The following is a 22,088-nucleotide window of genomic DNA, read 5'->3' as shown; positions in this document are numbered from 1 at the left end:
GCTTTTACCCGCTTCCAACATGCCCACATACCCTTGCCGGCACCGCGCCGACCCGTTTGCGCACAAGCGCAAAATGCGTATATTCATTAAAAAAGAGTGCCATACTGGCATTATATCGAAGAAAATATGTACCTTTGCAGAAAATTAGCCATACGCGGCATACGGGGGAAAACAGCGCCCCGGCAACCACAGTCTGAGGCTGTAAACGCACAATAGATGAAAGTTTCGGAGCTCCAAAACATAAAGCAAAGATACAACATTGTGGGCAACTGCCCCGCGTTGAACCATGTGCTCGACGTCGCCCTGCAGGTGGCGCCGACAGACCTTAGTGTGCTCATCATCGGAGAGAGCGGCGTCGGAAAGGAGATAATACCACGCGTGATACACGACAATTCACCACGCCGCCGCGAAAAATACTTCGCAATCAACTGTGGCTCAATACCCGAAGGCACCATCGACAGCGAATTGTTCGGCCACGTCAAAGGGTCGTTCACAGGTGCCATCAACGACAGCCCCGGCTACTTCGGGGTGGCCAACAAGGGTACACTGTTTCTCGACGAGGTAGGCGAGCTGCCCCTGGCCACGCAGGCAAGGCTGCTGAGGGTGCTGGAGACGGGCGAATACATACCCGTGGGGGCAACCGAGGTGAAAAAGACCGACGTAAGGATTGTTGCAGCCACGAATGTCAACATACGCAAGGCAATAAGCGAAGGGCGATTCCGCGAAGACTTGTACTACCGCCTTAACTCTATACCCATACAAATGCCGCCGCTTCGCGACAGGGGCGAGGACATTGTGTTGCTGTTCAGGCTGTTTGCCATGCAAACCGCCGAGAAGTACAGGATGGAGAAAGTCACCCTGACAGACGACGCCAAACGGATGCTGATGAAATACAAGTGGCCGGGAAACGTGAGGCAGCTGAAAAACATAACCGAGCAAATATCCATCCTTTGCCCGGAGCGGGTTGTCACCGCCGACATACTGGCCAACTTCATACCCCAGGACCAGGAAAGCACACAACTGGCAAAGATACCGGGCAACAACGAGCATAGCTTCGAGACGGAAAGGGAAATCCTATACAAGATACTTTTCGAATTGCAAGGCAACGTCAACAACCTGCGGCAAGACATGAGCATACTCAAGAAGCAGCTCGACGAGATGAAGGGGAGCCACATAATGCAAAACGACGACAGCAAGCTGCCGATAGACAACCGCACGGCCCTGCAGCAAAGGCCGATAGTGATACAGCAACAGCCAAAGACCATGGCCGAAGACGCGATAGCCGAAGAATATGTCGAACCCGAAAACCTGAACCTGAACGACATTGGCAGGCAAATGCTCGAAAAAGCCCTGGAACGCAACGGCGGCAACAGGAAGAAAGCTGCATCGGAACTGGGAATATCAGACCGCACACTATACCGCAGGATAAAGCAATACGGACTTGAATAACCGACGGCAACAACAGCCACGGCAACCAACAGACGTCTCCAACCACACAAAGCAAATGAAAAAGACCATACGGGAATACACAAAAGCAAACACCGGCAAACCATGGTTGCGCCGCTGCACAGAAGCGGCGATTACGTGCGCCATGGCAACCATGCTGTTGGCATGCTCCATATCATATAAGTTCAACGGTGCAAGCATCGATTACACGAAAACGAAAACGATACAGATAGCCGACTTCCCCATACGGGCCAGCTACGTGTGGGGCCCGATGGCCAGCATATTCAACAACCAGCTAAAGGATCTTTATGCCAACCATACCAAACTGATACAGGTAAGGAGAGATGGCGACATGAAGATAGAAGGAGAGATAACCAGGTATGACCAACGCAACAAGGCAGTGTCGAGCGAGGGATTCTCAGCACAAACAGAATTGTCGATGACGGTCAACGTGCGCTTTACAAACAACGCCAACCACTCGGAAGACTTCGAGAGGCAGTTTACCGCAACCGCCACTTACGACAACACCCAGACGCTCAACTCCGTGCAAGAAGAGTTGGTGACACAAATGGTGGAAGAGATTACAGACCAGATTTTCAACGCAACAGTAGCCAATTGGTAAGCAAATGGAACTGACAGAGCTGATCAACCATCCGGAACGACTCGACAGGGACACCCTGTACGAGTTAAGATCCATGCTGGCCCTGTATCCATATTTCCAGACAGCAAGGCTGCTGATGCTGCAAAACCTGTACCTGCTGCACGACCCTTCGTTCGATGAAGAGTTGCGCCGGGCCGCAATATACATCACCGACCGCACAGTGATATTCCAGTTGGTGGAAGCCGCACATTATAAAATCAAAGTACAGCAAAACACCGAACAGTCGAAAGAGACGGCCACAGGCAAAGACAACAGGACGATTTCGCTCATCGACAATTTCCTTGAGTCGATACCGAAAGAGGAAGAAGAGGAAAAGAAAGAGAAAAAGAAACGAAGGCCTACACCGGCCGACGCCGCCGTCGATTATGTGGCCTACCTCTTGGAAAGCGAAGACGGCGACGGCAGCGAAAGCGACCCGGAACCATTGAAACTGAAAGGCCAAAACCTGATTGACAGCTTCATAAACAACGATGGCGGTAAGATTGTCCTGAAAGAAACACCACAATTCGTGCCGGAAATAGACAACAACGACAACGATAGCGGAAAAGACAATGACGAGGGCTACTTCACCGAAACTTTAGCCCGTATTTACATAAAACAAGGCCGATATTCAAAAGCATTGGAAATTATTCAGCGCTTAAGCTTGAATTATCCAAAAAAAAATGCTTACTTTGCAGACCAAATACGCTTCTTGAACAAATTGATAATAAACAACAATAAAAAATAAATTAAAAATGTACACAGTTTTAGTAATTCTTATCTGCGTGGCAGCACTGCTTATGATTGGCATCGTGCTGATACAAGAATCTAAAGGTGGAGGACTTTCGTCGAACTTCGCCTCTTACAACCAGATCGGAGGAGTACGCAAGACAACAGACTTCATCGAGAAGACTACTTGGGGCCTCGCTGTTGCAATGGTGGTCATAAGCATCGCCTGCGCTTACGTAGCACCCAAAGCCCTGACAGACACATCTGTAATGGAAGGAGTGGAGAATCCGACAACCAATCCCAACAACCTGCCGGGATTCGGTGCAAGCCAAACCAAAGAAGCTGCACCGGCAACAAACGGAGCACAGCAAAATGCACCCGCAGCAGCCCCTAAAGCTCCTGCACAACCCGCAAAATAAGAAAAATGCAAAAAAAGTACGTGATTTATTTGGTCATTTAAAATAAATCACGTACCTTTGCACTCGCTTTCAAGCAAACAACACGGTGGATGTAGTTCAGTTGGTTAGAGCGTCAGATTGTGGTTCTGAATGTCGTGGGTTCGAGCCCCACCCTCCACCCTCCCACAAAACAAGCGGAAAACCTTGATTCACAGGGTTTTCCGCTTGTTTTTGTTCTACGGCATAGTGGCTACAAGTAGGCGGAAAAACCCACTAATAAATGAAAATGTTGCACCTATGTTGCACCTATGTTGCACCCAAACAACAAAAGCCTATGATTACCTTTAAATTGATGGTACGAAAAGAAAAGATGAAAGCCGACAAGACATGGGCGGTATTCGTGCAGATGGTATACAAGCGCAAAAGAAAGTTCCTGCCTACTTCCATGACCGCATCAAAGAAAGACCTGACGCCATCGTTCAAAATCAAGAACGCACAGATATTAGACCATGGGGAAGAGCTGATAAGGACATACCGGCAACGGGCGACCGCCCTTAACCTGGAGTTTAACGACTGGAACATCGATGAGCTTGCAAAGCAGCTCACGAAAAAGTATGATAACAACATGACGTTCACGGCTTACGCCGACAAATGGATTTCGGAAACGAAGATAAAGGGCTGCAAGAACTACCAGACGGCGGTAAACGCGCTGAAGGCGTTCCTCAAGAAGGACGACGTGCTGTTTTCCGACATCACGGCAAACAGCATGAAAGCATTTGAGGATTCACTTGCAGGGAAAATGCGCGCGCGGTCGCTGTACACCAATTGCATCGCCAAGATGTTCAACGACGCACGCGATTATTACAACGATGAGGACAACGGCGTGATTGTAATCAAGCACTCTTTGAAAAAGTACACCCCGCCAAGGCAAAACGTGGCTGAAAAGCGAGCGCTGACTGTCGACGAAATAACAAGCATAATGATGCTGCCATACCTAAACAGCGCTACACGCAAAGGCGACGTGTGCCGCCGTGACATGGCAAAGGACTGTTTCGTGCTTTCGTTCTTCCTCATGGGCATGAACTCGGTGGACTTGTTCAACGCCACTGATTACGACGGGGAATACATCACGTACGAAAGGACAAAGACGAAAGACCGACGGGCCGACAATGCCGAAATATCCGTGCGCGTGCATCCATGCATAAAGGCACTCGTGGAAAAATACAGGGGCGGAAGGAGGCGCGTGTTCAACTTCCACAAGAGATATTCGTCTGCGAGCGACTTCAACAGGGCGGTTAACATCGGGCTCAAGGAAATAGGCGCGGAGCTTGGCATAGAAGGCTTGCAGTTTTACGCCGCACGCCACTCCATGGCGACAATCGCCGTAAACAACGTGGGGATTAGCAAGTACGTAGTCAACGACATGCTCAACCACGTAGAGCCGTCAATGAAAATCACAGACCTCTACATAAAAAAGGACTTCACCGCCATAAACGAGGCCAACTTCAAGCTGATAGAATACGTATTGAGCACTGTGGGATAAGCCGGAACCGCACCGGCCCTCGCGGGTTGGTGCGGTTCCGGCCATGAAAAAAGGAATCAGGCTTTCCGCCTCAGGTAAATGAAAATAGCCCACAGGATGGCCGCGATGCAGCACAGGCGGCCGATATATGCAAAGCAGTTGTCATACCACCGCAGCCGCTTTCCGGCATGTACGGGCCGATGCACAACGACGCTGTCGGAGCGTACCACCACCAGTGTGTCGGTGCGCAGGCGGTAGCGAAAAACGGTGTCGGCCCGTGCCGACAGCCTGTATCGGGTTCGCTCAACATACTTGGTGACGGTGTCGCCCTTCTGCACTATGCTGATGCTGTCGCGGAAATATACGCTGTCGCGCAGCGTTGCCGTTCTCATCGTGCTGTCATGACGGTGCGCGGCGGTGTGTGTCACATCATGCCGCGCCCGGTAGGCCTCATTCCTTGTAGTGGCGCACCCCGCCATCAGCAGGGCGCACGCCATCAATGCCAACAGTCTCATAGGCTACAGCTCCGTTTGTACGTTGAAGCAGGGGCACGCCTTGCTTGAATACTCGTTGTGCCCGTGAACGCTTGCCCCCGGGTGCTCACGCCTCAGCCGCTCCACCAAAGCGCGCAGAGCGGCCCTCTGCGCCTCCGTGCGGGTGTCCTTGGGCGTCTTCCCGTCGGCGGTCATGCCGCCCACGTAGCAAACGCCTATGCTGCCAGCGTTGTGCCCCTTGCAGTGGGCGCCGCTCTTGGCCACGTCGCGCCCCTTGTGTACGCTGCCGTCACGGCAGACCACGTAGTGGTAGCCTATGCCGTCAAAGCCGCGCGCCCTGTGCCACCTGTCAATGTCTGCCACGCTGAAGTCCTTGCCCTCGGGCGTGGCCGTGCAATGCACTATTATCTCGTTTATCTTACGCATAAGTTAAAGATTAAGAATTAAGAATTAAGAATTAAGAGTTAAGAACCATGGATTGCTAATAGCCGTTTTGCGGGTCTCTGTGAGCGCAGTTCCTCACCACGCACCTGTATCGGTGCAGCTCCAGCTCCAGTTGCGCCTTCTGGCGGGTCGCCTCGAGCACGTCGGCATTGAGCCTCCTCACCACCTCGTTCTGCTCCGCAAACCGCTGCTCCTTCTCCTTCAGTTGCGTCTGCAAGAACAGCATGGCGTCACGCAGCACGCCAAACTCAACGTTGTCGGCCTCGGCCTCTTCCTTGCGCCGGTTGGTCTTGCGGTTGAGCATGTACCTCACCACCTCCCATCCGCCCACCGCCGTTATCGCCGAGGCGGCCATCTCCATTATCGTAGTCAGTTCCATGCAATTACATTTAAGTTGTTGCTATTGCCGATATCTTCGACATGTCCACCTTGTACCACTTGCCTGGCGAAGTGTTGTAGGCCACCTCGCGGTAGTAAACGGTGCCCATCACATACTTGTTGGCGGCCCTGACAACCTGCAGAACCGTGGCCGTGGCTACAGAAGGAGGGCCGAGCCTCACTACGGCCATGCCGAAATGGGTGCCCGACAAGCCCGCCGGGGCGTTTGCCACGTCGGCCCGACGCCCGTAGTAATGGCCGGGCGTGACCATGGTGTTGAGGTCGGCCCCAGCCGGGAGCTCCAGCGACAGCAGCGCGGCGTTGACGCGCCGCTTGTCTTCCGCCGACATCAGGCCGGCCGCCGACGTGGTGGCCGTGGCTTTCGTGGCGAACATGCCCACGGCCTTCTTCCAAAGGTGCCTCACACCTTCCCTGTCCAAATACTTTCCCATGCCAAGAATTGAAAGCTAAGAGTTGAACGTTGAAGCTTGAAACTCAAGATTTGGTGGCCTCATCAATGTCGGCCGTGGTCATGGCCTCGTCCCTCGTGTAGAAATTGCGGGTGAGGAACTGGTGCTCGTCATACCACGGGCTCCAGTTGTTTTGGGGGAACAGTGAGCCTCCACCTACATTTATGCCCCAGACCCGGAACATTGAGAAGTAACCCGGTGCGTCTTGCATCGGCGAGGCACCAGGCAATGGCCTCAGCCCCGGAAAGATTCTGTAAGTCAGCAAATCTTCAGCGACATCACTCGTTGCGGGTATATCACCTAAGAGCCTTTGTGTAAAATATCTGCCCCCAAACGATACCCACATTTCAAGAGTTCCGATTATTTTGCCATTATTCCTTACCCTGTACACGGCACTCTTAGTCCCATCTATCACTTGCGGAAAGCTTAGTGCGTCCATGTTGTTGACGTCTATAAGCTCTATTGCGGGCACGGTGTCCGACTTCATGATGCCGTCCAGCTTGGCCTTGTCCTCCTTGCTCATCAGTCCGTTTGCCGCCGACGTTGCCAGGCCGTAGCGAGTGTCTGTGGCGGGGATGCCCAGCTTGGTTATGTCTTCCTTGGTAACCAGCGCGGCCGATATCACGTGGCCCTCGGCGTTGGTAGCAAACTTCCACAGGTTGGTGCCAAACCCCTTGCCCTTGGCCATGGCGTGGGCGTAGGCCGCCTTGCCCTTGTCGCCGGGATATGCCGTCGAGCTGGTCTCGCCCAGCGCCAGGCTCGCGCTAATCTCGGTCAGGCCGCTACCGCTCCAACGGTATGTCTTGTTGCTCAGCACGTCGACGTATATCTTTCCCGCCTCGGCCTTGCGCCCGTAATGATTGCCATTTGAACTGACCCACTCGTCGCTGTATTGCTCGGAGTCAGGGTAACCATCCAGGTTCCCCCAGTCTGTGTGGTAGGTCACCTTGCCGGCCTGTGTGGCCTTGGCAACGAAACTCCCCGTCGTCTTGTTGAACACCACCACGGCACCTGCGTTCAAGGTGAAGTTATCCTCCACGGTCACGCCGCTCACCGTACCGGCAAACTCCAGCATGTCGTCCACAAAGCCCGGCAGTTGCGCCGCGGGCACCTTGCCTGAGCTGTCGAGCGAGGCCACGCCGCCGGGCAACCCCTTTTTAAGCCCGCCGATGGCCGACTGCACAAAGGCTGTGGTGGCTATCTGCGTGGTGTTGGTGCCGGCCGTGGCCGTCGGGGCCTTGGGCGTGCCGGTGAGCGTGGGGCTGGCCGTCGGGGCCTTGGCGTCGAGGGCCGCCTGGAGGCCGTCTACGTTGCCTATCACGTGGTTGTGGCTGTCGTCGTTAACGCTAACCACACCGCCCGTTATCGTCACGTCGCCGCCGCTCTTCACGCCGCCGAGCGTCGAGCCGTTAGCGGCCGGCAGTGTGTACCTTGCCGCGTTGATGGCGTCACGTTTGGCATTGTCTACCAATGCCTTGATTTTTCCCCAAAGGTGCTTTACACCTTCCTTGTCCAGATACTTTCCCATAACAAATAAATTAAAAGTAAAAAATTAATAGTCAAGAGTCAAACGTTAATACTTAATACTTAAAACCTAATATTTGGTGGCCTCGTCTATCTCGGCGATGGTCAGGGCGCCGTCTTCGCCGGGGCCAAGCCGTGCCACAGGCGCGCCAACCAACCGCTCATCCTTTACGAACGGGAGCGTGGTGCCTGCGTCGGGCTCTGCCTGCGGAAGCCGCGCAATGTCTACCATACCGTCGGTAAGGGCTTTTATACGGCCCTCAACGTATACGCGAATCTCATCGTCAGTCATAAGCATTCCCCCATTGCCGTTTTATTTTTCATTTCTGATTTCTAATTTTTCATGCCTCCAGCCCGCACGTCACCAGGCCCACGCCACGGCCCTCTCCCTTGTAACAGAGCCTCACGTCGAGCGTGTCGCCGTTGCCGAACGGAACGGCGGGGGCCGCCCCCCGGGAGCCCCCCACGGTGGATGCCCCCGAGAATGTCACCACGCCCGACGCCCCCGAGGCTATCGCCACGGCCTCCTTTTGGGCTAAGGCCACCCACGCCGACTGCTCCGTGCGCGACTTCTGGATGTAGCAGCCCAGATGGCCGCCGGGGGTGAACGTCACCTGCGCCAGCTGCCTGTTGGTGACGCGCACCCCAACCTCATAGCGTATGTCGTAGCCGCCATCCATGCGGTTGGCAAAGTATGCCCTGCCGCCCGCCACGGCCATGGCAACGTCGGGCGTGGAGTTCACGTAGCCGTTGCCGTCGAGCCGCCAAACCACCTCGCCACGGGCGTTGGTGCCCACAAGGTAGGGCTTGCCCTCGCCGTCGACGCCCATGGCCACGCTCGCCTTGCCGCCCGCCTTGCCGCCTGCCTTCAGGCTTCCCGCCACAAGGTTGCCGTCGGCGTCGACGGCCGCCGTGGCCTCGCCCCTGTTGTTCCTCACCATGAAGCTGTCGGCCGTCACGGTCACCTTACGGTTGGCTATGTCGATGCCGGTGGCTTGCAGCCCTTTGGCCATGCCGCCAACGAGCATGGCTATGCCGTCGGCTGTCTGCGTGAGCCTCGTGCCCACCATCACGGCCACGTCGGGCACCACCTGTATGTCGGTCACGCGGCACTCGCCCCGCTCCAATGCCACCACGAGCTCGCCCGGGGCACGGCGCAAGGCCACCCCGTCCGTGCCGCCAATGGCTACCGTGCGCCACCCGCCGGCCTCGACATCCACGGCCTCAACATCCACGCCCGAGCCTTCCAACCCTACGCGCAGGCGGCAGCCGCCATCTGTGGCCACGCGCATAGACACGCGCGCCCTCAGCGGCACGCCGTCCTTGCCAACGCCCAGCGAGCCCCAGTCGCAAGCCATGTCGGCGGCCGACTGGTGCAGGGCCGTGGCCGCACCGGCGGGCGTGAGCCTCGCACAGGGCACGCCCTGCCACCAAGCGGCCACGACGCCGCCCTCGACGCTCCACCGCTCCAGCCCGTCGGCAAACGTGCCGTTGGCCACCACGCTGCCCGCGGGCTGCCGCCGCCACACCTCCTGCCTCACCTGCTCGGCGCTCTGGGCCACCGCCGACATGCCCGCCACGGTGTGCTGCCTCCCGTAGGCGTCGGAATATGCAAACTCGCGCTGCGCCACCTGACGCTTCACGTCGTTCTCTATCGTCTCGCGGAACGTGCCCAGGCGGTTTATGGCATAGTCGGCCCGGCACTCCACCACCCCGCCCCCGGGCAGTGCCACGCCCGCCACCACGGCAATGGTGCCGCCGTCGCCCGTCGCGCCGGTCACCTCCACAGTGTCGACGCCGTCTACTGACGCCGTGCACCCCATGCCCCGAGCCGACACCAGGCGGCACTCGCCCGTGATGTCATCGCCGGTGCCGCGCACAACGTTGAGCGCCAGGACGCTCTCCGACAGCTCGAACACGCCCGGGGCGGTCTCCGTGGCCACGAGGCTCACCGGCGAGAGCCATGCCCTCACGGCGTTGTCGGCCCCGTCGCGGCCGGGCGTGCCGTCCTTGCCCGGGGCCACCTGCTGCTCCCACCCGCCGCCGTGGCCGGGCTCACTCTCGGTGCCGCCCGGGGCCACGCACAGCCACAGGCCGCCCGCGTGGCCCACCTGGTCGTAGTAGGAGTAATGGATGCCCGCCTGCCACGCGCCACGGTGGCACGGCACGCGCACCGCCCCGCCGTCGGTCTCTATCTCGAAGCGGCGCGCACGGAACACGTTGCCCGAGCGAGGCGACATCGACGTCATGCAGCGGCCCGTCAGGCTGTAGGGCCCGGGGCCGTCTGAGCGGCCCACGCCGGCATACTCCTCTATCGAGGGGGCGCGCTCGCCCACGGCCGAAAGCAGTATCAGGTGCTGCCGCCCGGGGTCGGTCTGGCTGCCCTGCTGCACTATCTCGTCGCCCGCCATGGGCGCGTCGTTGGCGTCGGCGTGCCATTTCATGCCGTCGGCGTCGCCACCGTCGAAGGTGGTGTCGTAGCCCACGCAATCCACCGACCCGCCGTCGGCGCCGGCCAGCGTCACCGCCCTCTCGTTGGACAGCTCCACCCAGTCGTATTCGCGCCCGTCGTCAAGCGTCTCCGTGCCCACGGCCGTCACCAGCCGCCAGTAGTAGCGGTTGCCCGCGTTGCCCGTGCGCGGCGCGCGCCAGCCCAGCGGCGTGCCGTCGCCGTCGGCCGACACGGGGCGGTCGCCGAGTGCCAGCAGGCGCGCCCGGGCCGCCTCGGGCCCGTCGATGTTCATCGTCTGGCACTTGGCCTGGTCGCCCACGCGCCACCAGTTGCGCGTGCGCATGGTGCCGTCGTCCTTGGCAAAGTAGCACCGCCAGGCATAGGGCCCGGCCCCCTCGCCGTGGCGCAGAGGCCTGACGCGGCATATTCGCGAGGCAGCCGCGCTGAGCACCATGCAACCGCCGCTGTACGACAGGCGGCGCACCTCCAGCTCGTCGAACATCGCCTTTACGCGCACCAGCAGCTCGTCTACCTCCAGGCGGTAGCGGCCGCCCTCGGTCTTGTGCAGCCCGAAGCCCCTTGCCCCCGCCTCATAGCCGGGGCTTTCAATCATGGTGGCCACGAGCCCACGGGCAAAGGTGGCCAGCCGCTCAAAGGCCACGTCCGACGTCATGCGCCGTATGGCCGCACGGGCAATGTCGGCAGCCTCGGCCGTCACGCCGCCCAGCGTGGCGTTGCCGTCGGCGTCGATGCCGCGCGTGCCGTCGCCCAGCAGCAGCCCCTTAAGGAAGGTTATAATGCCCTCGGCCGCGTCGTCGGCCTTGCTGCTGAGGAACTCGCCGCGCACGGCGTCGCTCACGGCGTCGGCCACGGCCGCCCACCGCGCCGTCTGTGCGTCGCCAGCCTTGTCGGCGTAGGCAGCGCTGTCTGCCCGGCCGGCCTTTCCTGCGCGGTCGGCGTGCGCGGCGTGCAGTGCCTCGTCGGCTGTTCGCACCGCCCTGCCCGCCGGTGCCGCCCCCGTGGGCGCAGCGCCGTTGGCCGCCCCCTTGGGCTTGATTATGGTCTTTACGTCTATCATTGGCTCATCGATTTCAGTTTCAGCCCGGCCGTGGCGCCCATCAGGTCGCGGTCTATGCCGAGCACATACATTTCGCTGCCTATGGCCGGGTGCACGTAGCGGTCGAACATCGAGGCCGTGCAGCCAGCGTCGTCCACCTCCTGCTCCAGCAGCAGGCGCGGCTCGCTGTTCTCCTCGTGGCACGCGTCTACATACAGCTGCTCGGGCTTGCCCTCGCGCCCGGTGGCCACGTCGCGCAAGGTGGTGGCCCCCACGCCCGTGGCCGTGTCAACAGCCACCGAGAGCAGCGCGCCGTTGGCCACGCCCATCTCCTCGCACTCGCGGGCCGTCAGGGCCGAGTGTATGCGCAGCTCCACGTCGTCCTTGCGGTTTGCAAACCCGCCCCGCGCCTCGCTCATGTACACTATGTCGCCGTCGGCGGTGGTGCCGCCCCGGGCGTCGCTCTCAACCCTTATCTCCAAGTCCTTAACCACTATGGCCGAGGTGTGGGCCAGCAGGCAAACGCTGCTCTCGGCCCACTCCGTGTGGTGCCAGAAGTCGGGCTCGCGGCTCACGCGCGTGTCCTTCCACATAGTGTTCACCGGGCCGAGTATGGTGAAGCGCACCGAGCCGTTGAGCCCGTCGGAGCGCCTCATGGGGATGCACGTGCCGCGCGCGTCGATGCCCAGGCTGAAGTTGTTGTCCTGCACGCTGAACTCCGACCCTATCAGCCTGTCGCCTATCTTCGGGTCGATGCCTATGGTGAACGACTGGCGGTAATACTCCTCGTCGCTGCCGCACGCCTTGCGCGGACGGTAGTCGCGCCACTCGAAGTCGCCCGGCTGCCCTGTGCCGCCTTTCTCCACCAGGCACTTTCCGCCGATGGTGAGCATGCAGCACAGCACGCCCACCTTCGATATGTTGTCCTTGCTCTGCCCTATGGAGCTGTAGCGGAACTCGTAGAGCTTGCCGCAAGCCTCGTCGCACGGGTAGAAGCCGTAGGCGCCGCCCGGGTCGTCGGAGGGCTCGTCGGCCGGGGTCTCAGCCGCCCAGAAGCGGCGCGTGAAGTAAGAGCCGCCCACGGTCTTGCCCATCCAGCGGGCTTTCCAGGCGTCGGGGTATGCAGGGCCCTGAGGGCTGAACTTGTCGATGCCCTCCTGCAGCGTGCCCCACTCGGGCACCGAACGCCGGGGCACCAGCGTCACCCGGCCCGTTATCACAATGTAGTTGGTCACGGCGTCGTCGGACGGAGAGAACGCGCCACCGCCCACGTTGCCCGCATACTCGGCCATGGGCACGCACGCCCGCAGCGCGAGCGACATGTCGGCGGCCGCCCGGGCCTCGCCAGTGACGCCGGGGCTCGACAGCGGGGTGCTCAGCACCAGCCACGCCGACATGGAGGGCGACGTGGGCGAGTTGTCCTTGCCCGCCACGTCGACGGCGCACTGCCCTACCGACAGCAGCGCCGCCCCGGGCGCGCGGCCGAGCCGCTGGGCCACGCGCTCCTGGTGGCGGCCGTCGGCCGTGAGCCCCATCATGTCGGAGCGGCCGCCGTCGTAGGTGTAGAAAGTCCAGGAGGGCGCGTCCATCACCTGCACGTACCACTCCGTCACCTTGGCCGCGTCGTATTCTGTGCCCTTGCCCATGAGCATGGCGCGGAAGGCCGTGAGCGCCGTCGAGCCCTCGCCCCCGCTCCTGTAGGTGGTCATGTACTTCTGGCGGCGGGGGTATGCGGGGGCCATCGCCTTGCTGTCGAGCGGGCTCTCTATGATGCGCCCGTCGCCGGTGGTCTTGCACGTGAGCAGCACCTGGCTGAACACCTCGCCTATGCTCACCTGCGCCGACGTGCCCCACGCCGTGGCGGCGGTGATGGCGTGGGTGCGGTGGGTGGTGGCCAGCGGGCTGCCGCCGCCGAGGTCGTGCCATGCGATGGTGCGCTCGCCGCCGCCCGCCTTCAGCGTCTGCCACGAGAAGACGAGGAAGTCGGTGCCCTGCTGCACTATGTGCAGGTCGAGGTATCGCAGCGTCTCGCTTACTACTTCGTCCATGCCCCAGGCGTCGTCCTCGGTGTCGCCCAGGAACAGCAGCTCGCTCACCGCCAGCCGCGAGAGCACGCCCGCCCCTGTGTCGGAGCCAATGGCCCGGCTGCCGTCGTAGAGCAGGCGCACGCCCCCGCCCAAGCCCGCCGCGACGCCCCCGATGGCGGCCTTTATGACATGGGCGAAACTGCGCTGCCGCGCGGCCCGTTTCAGGGCCTCGAACGATACGTCCGGCGAGCCAGCGCCGCCGTAGCGGAAATACTGCAGGGCTGAGAGCGCGTCGATGCAGTTTATCTCAAGCGTGTCGAGGGCCTCGGCAAACGGCTGCGAGTAGGCCATGGGCTCTATGTAGCCCGCGAACACACAGCGGCCATTGCTGCTCACCATAACCACGGCGTCGAGGCACGACGCGCAGAACAGCGAGGGCACGAAGCTGCGCGAGAGCAGCCGTATGGTGCACGAGTGGCGCAGCAGCACGTCGTCGGTGCCGTTGGCCTCGGCCCTGATGGCCACCGGGGCATCGGCGTCAAACCACAGCCCGGCCTCCTCGGTGCCTATCTCCATGTCGGCCGCGCCGCCGGTGCGGGTGGTTATCTCTACGGCCACCGTGTCGCCAAGCCGGTTGATGAAACTTCCGTGTATCTTCATCTGCATTTGCTTTTGGGGTTCAACTGTACTTGCGGCCGCTCTTTCCGGCCACCGTCTTTGTCTCATGAATCACCCGGACCATCTTGCGGGCGTCGAGGCCCAGGCTTACGTTCACATTGGTCACGGCGGGCTCTACGATGCCGGATATGTCGCCCATGGCGACCGTGGGGCGCACCTCGGCCGATGGCAGGCACCTGAGGCTGCCGCTCACCAAGCCGAACAGGCGCGCCTGCTGGGTCTTGTTGAGTATCATCTCGCCGCTGTTCACGCGCACGAACTTCCTGTCGCCCGACGGCGAGCCGCCGCCCACTATGCCGCCCGTGGCAAAGGCCGTGGCCTGCCTCACGCTCGCTATCATGGCCGTGAGCTGTGCCAGGCCCGTGGCCGCAAAGGCCACCCACTCCCACGGGCTCGCCTTGCCCGCCGTAGAGGTGGCCTTGGCATAGCCCAGCGCCATGGTGGCCACGGCCTGAGCCACCGTGCCGGCGATGTTGAGCTCGGGCATCTCAATGGCCCCGCCAAGCCCCGAGAGGGCCTGCCCCATGGAGCCTATGGCAGCGGTGGCCTCCTGCAGGCTCTCGCCGGCCTTGTCTGCGTCTTCGCCCATCACGCCTATCTCTATGGGCTTCATGCCATTGTCGCCAAGTTTCTCAAGCGCGAGGTTTATCTCCGCTATGTCTGCAAGGGCCTTGTCCTTGTCTATCAGCCCTATCTCGTAGTCTTGCTGTATGCGGGTGGCGCGGGCCTGCGCGTTCTGGTAGCTCTGGCGGAGGTCGGCGGCGCTGCCCTTGGCTATGTACGACGGCTCCACATCGGCCCCGATGGTCAGCTGCCCGCGCGTGGCCTCGTCTATGCGGGCCTGTATGTCGTCTGCCTTGGCCGACGCCTCAACCTTGGCCTCTACGGTCACGGCGTCGTCAAACTCGCGCTGTGCGGCCCTGAGCTCGTCGCGCAGCTTGTCGAGCGCGGTGTCTGTCTCGGCCTTGTCGGGAGCCTCAACGCCTATGCTCACCTTCAAGTCGGCGTATTCCTGCTCCGTGGCCTTGTAGTCGGCCTGCAGGGCCCTTGCCGTCTCTTCGTCGGCGGCGGCGCGCAGCTGCTTGCGCAATTCAGCCAGCCGCTGCTCGTACCAGTCCATGCTGCCCTCGACGGCGGGGGCGGCTTTCGTTGGCTGTGGCGCGGACTTGGGGGTGGCGTGCCCGCCGGTGCCGAGCCCCGTCAGCCGGTCGAGTGCCTTTTTGCGCGCGTGCAACTGCTCGTTGTATGCCTTTAGCTTTGCTATCTCTTTGGTGTCGGTCGTAAGTTTCAGCTTCTGCTCCGTCTTTGCTATGGCGTCTGCCACTTGCTGCCAGTCCATCTTGTCTATTGTCAACGCCTCGCCGCCAACGCCGACAGCCATCTCCCCGCGAAGCTCCCCCATCTTGACATGCACAATATCCAGTTGCTGCTGCAATTCCTGTATCTCGGGTATCAACCCCCTTGCGCTGTCCTTCAGGTCGGCATATTCCTTGGAATCCTGCTGTGTGTCATAGCTCTTGGTCAATGGGTTATACGTAACCTTACGCGCCTTTCCTTTCGCCCACAGCTCGCGGCGCTTGGCGAAATTGCCTTCGAGCTCGATTTGCTTTTCCGCCAGCTTTGTAGCCAGCACCTTTGCCTGTGCCTCATACCCAATTTGCTTGACGTAGGCCCGGCTTTTGCTTGTTAGCACGTCATACCATTCAGCCGCAGTCTTGTGGCGGCCGAACAAGTCGCCGTAGGTGTCGTTGAGGTGGCCCACCGCGTCGGCAGTGTCCTTCTTGGCCTTGATGAGGTCGGCCAGCGACCTGGCTTCTTTGTCTATCTCCACCTTTGCGTTTGCCGCCGCGCTCTTGTAGGCGTCTTCGGCCTCGCTGAGCTCGTTGGCTTTATCCGATGCCTCGCCCATCTTGCCCACAAGGTGCTCCAGCAGCGATGTCAATGCCACCACGGCCACGCCCACCACGGTGGTTATCATAAGCCCCTTCAGGGCTATCTTGAGGGCCGTGGCCGAATATGCGCCTGTCTTCAATGCCGCGCCCAGCACCCTTACGCCGGCCGCCGCCCGCGTGCCGCTGAGGCCGCAAAGCAGCATCGCGCCACTCAACGCCTTTGCGCGCACCTTGGCCACTATCAAAGCGATGTTAAGCCCCTTTAGTTCTTTGTAGAGTGTAGCCACAGAGACAAAGGTCATACTCAATTGTGACACGAAAGTTAAAAGCGGCTGCATGCTGCTGACACCATCCGCAATCCAATCGGTTACGCCACTAAACGCATTCTGTAGACGCTGCAGCCTCGCTTCACCCGTGTCGGCCATCTGCCCGAAAGCGTCTTCTATGGTGCCCGCGCTGTTTTTCATTGATTCGGTGTTCTTGGCAAACGTCTCGGCGAGATTGCCCGTCAGCGGCCCTATGGCGCGCAAGCTCTCGGCCGACCCAAACAGCTTGCCGTAAACCTCCTGCTCAAGCATGCCGCTTGAGCGCGCGTAGGTCTTTACGCTCTTGTCGAGCTGCTCAAGGAAACTTTGAAGCCCGCCTGCGGCCTTGATGGATGCAGCATTGAACGTGATGCCCATCTTCTCTGCCATGTCGGCGGCCTCGCTCGACGGCTTGACAAGCGCAGTGAACACAGCCGCCATCTGCGTTGCCACTTCGCTGGTGTTGCCGCTCACCCCCGTAAGCGTGGCAAAGGTGGCCAGGAGCTCATCCAGCTCCACGCCCAAGGTGGCGGCGTTGCCGCCTACGCGCGGCAGGGCTTGCGCCAGCTGCTCAAACGATGTTACGCCGTTCTTGGCGGCAAGCTGTATCTTGTCTTGTATGCTCCCGGCGTCGCTCCAGTCCTTGCCGTAGTTCTTGATGAGCGTAGAAGTAACTTTGACCACCTCGCCCACGTCGGCAATGCCGCCGACCGACGCCTTGGCCGACTTTTCCAAGTACTCTATCCAGTTGTCTTCGGGCACTCCGTTGCTGATTACTTGGTAGAGGCCGTTGGCCAGCTGGTCGCGCGTCAGGGGGATTGTCTTGCCCAGCTCCGCCACTTGGTCTTTGAGCCTGCCAAAACCCTCGGCATTCTTGCCCGCCATGGTGTTGGCCGCTTTCATGGCGTCGTCAAACTTGCGGCTGTCTGCCGTAAGGGCATTTAGCAGGTCTGTAACCTGAGAGACGGCATTGGCAAGATATTGCATTTTTTGAACAGACTGTGTAAACGTCACCAAAGCATCACGCACTTGCCCTGCTTTGCCTTTCGCCTCTTCAAGGTTTCTACCCAGTTCTTCCGCCGACATTGCGGCGGTTACCAGTTGCTCCTTGCCGTCGACGTTTAGCCGAACGTTAAATTTTATTTCTTTGCTCATACTTTTAACGATTTAATGCCACTTTTACGCATTTTATTTGTATATTTGCAAAAACCTAAACACTGAATTGACATGGAGACGAAAGAGATTACCAACAAGCCAAAGGATGAGGTTACAAACAAGCCAAAGGAAATCAAGATTGAAATCAGCTGCGAGATTGTTGATGACGGCAAGACACCAAAGAAAGAATTCTCCTATACTCCGTTACTTATCTCAATAATTTCATTTGTGGCCATAATACCCTCTGGTTTCATTAATGACAGCTTACCAATATTCTTTTTCTCAGTTTGTTTCATTGCCTTTTTAAAGGCTTCAGACAACGAACTGGACAGAAAAATAAACCCGGAAAAATATAAGTAACTCCACCTCGTCTTACCCCTCCCCCGTTCTTCTCAGCATCTCCTCAAACCTTTCCTTGCTCTCGGCGGCAGTGGGCTGCGGATTGTTGGCCTTGTGAGCCCGTTGCGCATCCCACGGTAGCGGCAACAGCTGTTGCGGCGTCAGTTTCTTTTTAAGGTGCGGCTGTATCATTATCGTGGTCATGAGGCGGGCGCGCTCCCAGCTGTCCTTGCGGTCGGCCTCGCGCTGACTGCTGTATGCCTCGTAGACATGGCCGAACTCCTCGGGCGTGAGCCTGCAAAAGTCATTGTAGGGCAGGCCGATGTTGCCAACGGCCACGCCCAACAATTCAAGTATGCCTAACTTTTTTTTTCACCGTCGCCATCATCACCGGGGGCGTTGGCCGCCGTGGCGTTCACAGCCTCAACCCACCCCCCGACGTCGTCGGGCGCAATGCTGTCGGCAAACTCCATCAGCGACATGGAGAACTCCACGCCGTCGGCCTTGCACGCCGACACGGTGCAGCAATACAGGTAGGCGCACGCGTCGGACAAGCCACCAGACATCTCGGTGACCTCCTTGCCCGTTTCGCGCTTGAAGCGGAGCATGGCGCCCATGGTCTGCCTGCATGGGTACGCCTTGCCGTTGACAACTATCTCTATATTTTTCATTATACGCTTGTTTTGGTTTATATGTTCATTCCATCATGGCTTGCCAATAGCGGAAGTGGAGGCGCCCACATACATCCACCCGCTTGCAAGCCCAACCAACTATGCATCATATCAACCGACTGCATCCATTTGCCGAAAAACACATACGTTTTGAATGCAACATGCCTCTGACGCACAAATAATGATATGCATTTTGATAATCAAAACAGACACATTCCCATTCATTTTTATTAACTTTGCACCTTAAACATATGCATAAATAAATATGACCGAACTCAAAACAAAGACAAAACCAGAATCCATCCTGTTCATTTGCCTGGGCAACATCTGCCGGTCTCCGGCTGCCGAAGGCATAATGAAGAAAAAACTTGAAGACCGCGGACTATCAGACAAATACTTAGTCGACTCTGCCGGCATAGGCAATTGGCACGTAGGACAATTGCCCGACATAAGGATGCGCCGACACGGGGCAGCCCACGGCTACACCTTCGACAGCAGAGCGCGACAGTTCAACGAGAAAGACTTCAACCGGTTTGATTATATTGTGACCATGGATGCCGAAAACCATTCAGCCATCGTTTCCAAGGCATCCACCGAAACAGAGCGCCAGAAGGTGGTACGCATGTCTCAATTCTTGCGTGAGCATCCCGGCATACAATCTGTTCCCGACCCGTATTATGGCGGCGACAATGGCTTCGAACTGGTGATAGAGCTATTGGAAGACGCGTGCGACGGACTTATCGAATATATAGAACAACAGAAAACGAAACAAACAAAAGCATGAAAAGAGTGATATTCCTCATGGCCATGGCCATGATACTTGGCCAGCCAGCCGAGGCCAAGAAGAAAAAGAAGAAGGACGACAAAACAGAAAAGAAAGAAGCCCCGGTAACCCAAGGGCTTTTCAGCGTGCAGAAAGAAGGCGACAAGTGGTTTCTCTTAGTGCCCGACTCACTAATGGGCCGTCCGTTCCTGGCAATAACACGCTATGTTTCCACTCCTTCCGGCATAGGCTTATATGGCGGAGAAGAAGTAAACGAACAGACTTTTTACTGGGAGAACGCCAATAACGGCAACCTGTTGCTGAGGTCGCTGATATACCTCTCTGCAGCCGACAGCACCCAGTCAATTGCCCGCGCCGTGAAGGCAAGTGCCCAAGACCCCATTGTAGAGTCATTCAAGATAGAATCGACAAAACGAGATTCGGCCAAGAACGCATCTTACAAAGTTGAGATAAGCCGACTGTTCAACAAAGAAAACATTGCCGTAGGCATAGACAACAACACAAAGAAGCGCCTGGGCCTGAGTGCCATGAACACCGACCGCTCGTTTATCAAGGCAATAAACACATACCCCATCAACACCGAGGTAAAGACCATACGCACATACAACAGCAAAGAAAACGGCACCTCGCCGGCCGGACAGACTGCCGGAGTGGTCACGTTCGAGATGAACACGTCGTTTGTAATGCTCCCCAAAGACCCCATGCGCAAGCGCCTGTTTGACCCGCGCGTAGGATACTTCGTCAACTACTTCGAGCCTTACACCGACGACCAGCAGAGCGTGAAGCGCAAAAGTTTCATCTGCCGCTGGCGCCTTGAGCCACGCGACGAAGACATAGAGAAGATGAAACGTGGCGAACTGGTGGAGCCGAAGAAACAGATTGTATACTACATCGACCCCGCCACACCCAAGCAATGGCGCCCCTACCTCATACAAGGCGTCAACGACTGGAACGCCGCCTTCGAGCAAGCCGGTTTCAAAAATGCAATCACAGCCAAGGAATGGCCCGACGATTCGACCATGAGCATGGAGGATGCACGCTTTTCTGTCATCCGTTACCTTGCCTCACCCATCAGCAACGCCTACGGCCCACACGTCAACGACCCGCGCAGCGGCGAAATACTTGAGAGCCATGTGGGCTGGTACCACAACGTGATGAAGCTGGTTCACGACTGGTACATGATTCAGGCGGGCTGCTCGGACAGCACGGCGCGCAAGATGACTTTCGACGACGAGCTCATGGGGCAGCTCATACGCTTTGTCAGTTCGCACGAGATTGGCCACACGCTCGGCTTGCGCCACAACATGGGAGCCAGCAACGCTACTCCCGTTGACAGCCTGCGCAACAAAGAATGGGTTGAGAAACACGGCCACACGGCGTCGATAATGGACTACGCCCGCTTCAACTACGTGGCGCAACCCGAAGACAACATAGGCCGCGCGGGCCTGTTTCCCCGCATCAACGACTACGACAAATGGGCCATTGAGTGGGGTTACAAACCAATATTCGACACTAAAGACGAAGAGGAAGACCGCCTCGTGCTAAACCGCAAAACCATTGAGCAGCTCAAGAAAGGCCGCCGCTATTGGTTTGGTGGCGAAGGCTACGACAACGACCCGCGCGCCCAAAGCGAAGACCTGGGCGACAACGCCGTCCGTGCAAGCGAATACGGCATAAAGAACCTGAAGAGAATTGTCAAGGCGCTGCCGCAATGGACTGCTGAAGAAGGCGACCTCAACGACAACCTCAAAGACATCCACCAGGCTGTCGTCAACCAATTCATGCGCTACGAGGGCCATGTGCTGCGCAACATCGGCGGCATTTACACCACATACAAGAGCATCGAGGAGCCCGGGGCTGTCTACACCCCGCAGACCAAGGCCGAACAAAAGGCCGCGCTCGACTACATCGACCGCAACGTGCTCACAGAGCCGGCATGGCTCATAGCCGAAAGCTACGTGAGCCGAATCAGCAGCGCGCCAATCGAGTTGATAATGCCCTTGGGCAGAAGGGCCGTCACCGACCTGCTCTCGCCAACGAAGATAGGCAACATTGCCAAGTATTCGTACGCAGACAATGCTTACAAGCCAGAGGAATACATAAAGGACTTGACAACTATTGCGTTTCGTGAGACAGCCACGGGCAAAGCCGTAGGCGCCTACCGCCGCAACATTCAGACCACGTTTGTTACCGAAGCCACACGTTGGTACGACTCGGCATCGGACAACACCAAAGTCTACTACTACAGTATGTTGCGCAATCTGCACGAACGCCTCACGGCAGCCCGCAGCTCAGACGCTGCCACCAAGGGCCACTACCATGTGCTGAGGCAGATGATAGACGACTGTTTAAATAAAAAGTGAAAGCCTGACCAGCATACCCACACACGACGAAGGCCGCGCCACATGTAGTGGCGCGGCCTTCCACTTAATGCAAATTACCGACCGTTGCAAGCCTCAACACCACCCAATCCCCACAGCGCCGACAAATGTTAATTTTTATTTAACCGACAAACATTTTGCATGTTTACTCTGAATTCATAGAAAAATATAACTATATTTGCAGGGATTAAGAACATTTCATGGCGGCAGGAGAGCCGCATCACAAATCATACACACATCGTCGACATGCACTTTCGTGCATCCAGCAATGCCCGCAGCATTGCTGATTATTCAGGGAAAAT

At 58.4% G+C, this 22,088-nt stretch carries 19 protein-coding genes and 1 tRNA gene; 9 read left to right on the top strand and 11 right to left on the bottom strand.

Going from position 1 to position 22,088, the window contains the following annotated elements:
• Positions 1-216 precede the first annotated feature (216 nt).
• The 6 genes from M3089_RS08345 to M3089_RS08320 all read left to right on the top strand — a co-directional run bounded on the left by M3089_RS08345 (position 217) and on the right by M3089_RS08320 (position 4,756).
• Positions 217-1,449, top strand: coding sequence for a sigma-54 interaction domain-containing protein (locus M3089_RS08345; RefSeq protein ID WP_249083291.1), 1,233 nt, complete (start codon positions 217-219; stop codon positions 1,447-1,449).
• A 142-nt stretch (positions 1,450-1,591) separates the two neighbouring features.
• The gene (locus tag M3089_RS08340) at positions 1,592-2,068 is read left to right on the top strand and encodes an LptE family protein (RefSeq protein ID WP_239483762.1); all 477 of its coding nucleotides are present in this window, start codon (positions 1,592-1,594) and stop codon (positions 2,066-2,068) included.
• Between the two features lie 4 nt (positions 2,069-2,072).
• Positions 2,073-2,834 carry a tetratricopeptide repeat protein gene (locus M3089_RS08335; RefSeq protein WP_249083289.1) on the top strand — a complete coding sequence of 254 codons (762 nt, stop codon included), beginning with the start codon at positions 2,073-2,075 and terminating at the stop codon, positions 2,832-2,834.
• A gap of 7 nt (positions 2,835-2,841) precedes the next feature.
• A complete protein-coding gene (gene secG / locus M3089_RS08330) occupies positions 2,842-3,234 on the top strand; it encodes a preprotein translocase subunit SecG (protein WP_205109435.1) in 393 nt (130 codons plus the stop codon).
• 84 nt (positions 3,235-3,318) lie between these two features.
• Positions 3,319-3,394, top strand: a tRNA-His gene (locus M3089_RS08325).
• 153 nt (positions 3,395-3,547) lie between these two features.
• Positions 3,548-4,756, top strand: a complete 1,209-nt coding sequence (locus M3089_RS08320; protein ID WP_249083288.1) for a tyrosine-type recombinase/integrase — start codon at positions 3,548-3,550, stop codon at positions 4,754-4,756.
• A gap of 56 nt (positions 4,757-4,812) precedes the next feature.
• On the opposite strand, the gene M3089_RS08315 is transcribed toward M3089_RS08320, so the two are convergent.
• From M3089_RS08315 to M3089_RS08275, 9 genes are all read right to left on the bottom strand, one after another.
• Positions 4,813-5,250, bottom strand: a complete 438-nt coding sequence (locus M3089_RS08315) for a hypothetical protein (RefSeq protein WP_249083286.1) — start codon at positions 5,248-5,250, stop codon at positions 4,813-4,815.
• 3 nt (positions 5,251-5,253) lie between these two features.
• Positions 5,254-5,655 carry an N-acetylmuramoyl-L-alanine amidase gene (locus tag M3089_RS08310; protein ID WP_249083284.1) on the bottom strand — a complete coding sequence of 134 codons (402 nt, stop codon included), beginning with the start codon at positions 5,653-5,655 and terminating at the stop codon, positions 5,254-5,256.
• 55 nt (positions 5,656-5,710) lie between these two features.
• Positions 5,711-6,052, bottom strand: a complete 342-nt coding sequence (locus tag M3089_RS08305) for a hypothetical protein (RefSeq protein ID WP_249083282.1) — start codon at positions 6,050-6,052, stop codon at positions 5,711-5,713.
• A gap of 10 nt (positions 6,053-6,062) precedes the next feature.
• Positions 6,063-6,503 carry a pyocin knob domain-containing protein gene (locus tag M3089_RS08300; protein ID WP_249083280.1) on the bottom strand — a complete coding sequence of 147 codons (441 nt, stop codon included), beginning with the start codon at positions 6,501-6,503 and terminating at the stop codon, positions 6,063-6,065.
• Between the two features lie 43 nt (positions 6,504-6,546).
• Positions 6,547-8,049 (bottom strand): hypothetical protein, encoded by a 1,503-nt coding sequence (locus M3089_RS08295; protein WP_249083278.1) that lies wholly within the window; start codon positions 8,047-8,049, stop codon positions 6,547-6,549.
• Between the two features lie 66 nt (positions 8,050-8,115).
• The gene (locus M3089_RS08290; RefSeq protein ID WP_205109422.1) at positions 8,116-8,343 is read right to left on the bottom strand and encodes a hypothetical protein; all 228 of its coding nucleotides are present in this window, start codon (positions 8,341-8,343) and stop codon (positions 8,116-8,118) included.
• A 43-nt stretch (positions 8,344-8,386) separates the two neighbouring features.
• Positions 8,387-11,575: a hypothetical protein gene (locus M3089_RS08285; RefSeq protein WP_249083277.1), complete on the bottom strand. Its 3,189-nt coding sequence runs from the start codon at positions 11,573-11,575 to the stop codon at positions 8,387-8,389.
• Positions 11,572-14,241 carry a hypothetical protein gene (locus M3089_RS08280; protein ID WP_249083275.1) on the bottom strand — a complete coding sequence of 890 codons (2,670 nt, stop codon included), beginning with the start codon at positions 14,239-14,241 and terminating at the stop codon, positions 11,572-11,574. The genes M3089_RS08285 and M3089_RS08280 overlap by 4 nt, the downstream gene beginning before the upstream one ends.
• Positions 14,242-14,260: 19 nt before the next feature.
• Positions 14,261-17,611, bottom strand: coding sequence for a phage tail tape measure protein (locus M3089_RS08275; RefSeq protein WP_249083273.1), 3,351 nt, complete (start codon positions 17,609-17,611; stop codon positions 14,261-14,263).
• Between the two features lie 72 nt (positions 17,612-17,683).
• On the opposite strand from M3089_RS08275, the gene M3089_RS08270 reads away from it, so the two are divergent.
• Positions 17,684-17,971 carry a hypothetical protein gene (locus M3089_RS08270; protein ID WP_249083271.1) on the top strand — a complete coding sequence of 96 codons (288 nt, stop codon included), beginning with the start codon at positions 17,684-17,686 and terminating at the stop codon, positions 17,969-17,971.
• A gap of 12 nt (positions 17,972-17,983) precedes the next feature.
• On the opposite strand, the gene M3089_RS08265 is transcribed toward M3089_RS08270, so the two are convergent.
• Together M3089_RS08265 and M3089_RS08260 are read right to left on the bottom strand one after the other, a co-directional pair.
• Positions 17,984-18,289, bottom strand: a complete 306-nt coding sequence (locus M3089_RS08265) for a hypothetical protein (RefSeq protein WP_249083269.1) — start codon at positions 18,287-18,289, stop codon at positions 17,984-17,986.
• Between the two features lie 20 nt (positions 18,290-18,309).
• On the bottom strand, positions 18,310-18,621 hold the full coding sequence (locus M3089_RS08260; protein ID WP_205109411.1) for a hypothetical protein: 312 nt from the start codon (positions 18,619-18,621) through the stop codon (positions 18,310-18,312).
• Between the two features lie 265 nt (positions 18,622-18,886).
• On the opposite strand from M3089_RS08260, the gene M3089_RS08255 reads away from it, so the two are divergent.
• On the top strand, positions 18,887-19,405 hold the full coding sequence (locus M3089_RS08255; protein ID WP_249083267.1) for a low molecular weight protein-tyrosine-phosphatase: 519 nt from the start codon (positions 18,887-18,889) through the stop codon (positions 19,403-19,405).
• Positions 19,402-21,768 carry a zinc-dependent metalloprotease gene (locus M3089_RS08250; protein WP_249083264.1) on the top strand — a complete coding sequence of 789 codons (2,367 nt, stop codon included), beginning with the start codon at positions 19,402-19,404 and terminating at the stop codon, positions 21,766-21,768. The genes M3089_RS08255 and M3089_RS08250 overlap by 4 nt, the downstream gene beginning before the upstream one ends.
• Positions 21,769-22,088 lie beyond the last annotated feature (320 nt).

The organism is Marseilla massiliensis, from assembly GCF_023336985.1.
Lineage (GTDB): Bacteria > Bacteroidota > Bacteroidia > Bacteroidales > Bacteroidaceae > Prevotella > Prevotella intestinigallinarum.
The sequence above is the reverse complement of the archived record's forward strand: the minus strand, read 5'-3'. Positions and strand labels throughout refer to the sequence as shown.

Bases quoted from the DNA above. Each gene is read 5' to 3' on its own strand.
- secG (WP_205109435.1), top strand. From the start codon at position 2,842: ATGTACACAGTTTTAGTAATTCTTATCTGCGTGGCAGCACTGCTTATG.
- M3089_RS08250 (WP_249083264.1), top strand. From the start codon at position 19,402: ATGAAAAGAGTGATATTCCTCATGGCCATGGCCATGATACTTGGCCAG.
- M3089_RS08290 (WP_205109422.1), bottom strand. From the start codon at position 8,343: ATGCTTATGACTGACGATGAGATTCGCGTATACGTTGAGGGCCGTATA.
- M3089_RS08310 (WP_249083284.1), bottom strand. From the start codon at position 5,655: ATGCGTAAGATAAACGAGATAATAGTGCATTGCACGGCCACGCCCGAG.
- M3089_RS08285 (WP_249083277.1), bottom strand. From the start codon at position 11,575: ATGATAGACGTAAAGACCATAATCAAGCCCAAGGGGGCGGCCAACGGC.
- M3089_RS08305 (WP_249083282.1), bottom strand. From the start codon at position 6,052: ATGGAACTGACTACGATAATGGAGATGGCCGCCTCGGCGATAACGGCG.
- M3089_RS08335 (WP_249083289.1), top strand. From the start codon at position 2,073: ATGGAACTGACAGAGCTGATCAACCATCCGGAACGACTCGACAGGGAC.
- M3089_RS08270 (WP_249083271.1), top strand. From the start codon at position 17,684: ATGGAGACGAAAGAGATTACCAACAAGCCAAAGGATGAGGTTACAAAC.
- M3089_RS08275 (WP_249083273.1), bottom strand. From the start codon at position 17,611: ATGAGCAAAGAAATAAAATTTAACGTTCGGCTAAACGTCGACGGCAAG.
- M3089_RS08280 (WP_249083275.1), bottom strand. From the start codon at position 14,241: ATGAAGATACACGGAAGTTTCATCAACCGGCTTGGCGACACGGTGGCC.
- M3089_RS08315 (WP_249083286.1), bottom strand. From the start codon at position 5,250: ATGAGACTGTTGGCATTGATGGCGTGCGCCCTGCTGATGGCGGGGTGC.
- M3089_RS08345 (WP_249083291.1), top strand. From the start codon at position 217: ATGAAAGTTTCGGAGCTCCAAAACATAAAGCAAAGATACAACATTGTG.
- M3089_RS08255 (WP_249083267.1), top strand. From the start codon at position 18,887: ATGACCGAACTCAAAACAAAGACAAAACCAGAATCCATCCTGTTCATT.
- M3089_RS08300 (WP_249083280.1), bottom strand. From the start codon at position 6,503: ATGGGAAAGTATTTGGACAGGGAAGGTGTGAGGCACCTTTGGAAGAAG.
- M3089_RS08295 (WP_249083278.1), bottom strand. From the start codon at position 8,049: ATGGGAAAGTATCTGGACAAGGAAGGTGTAAAGCACCTTTGGGGAAAA.
- M3089_RS08340 (WP_239483762.1), top strand. From the start codon at position 1,592: ATGGCAACCATGCTGTTGGCATGCTCCATATCATATAAGTTCAACGGT.
- M3089_RS08320 (WP_249083288.1), top strand. From the start codon at position 3,548: ATGATTACCTTTAAATTGATGGTACGAAAAGAAAAGATGAAAGCCGAC.
- M3089_RS08260 (WP_205109411.1), bottom strand. From the start codon at position 18,621: ATGAAAAATATAGAGATAGTTGTCAACGGCAAGGCGTACCCATGCAGG.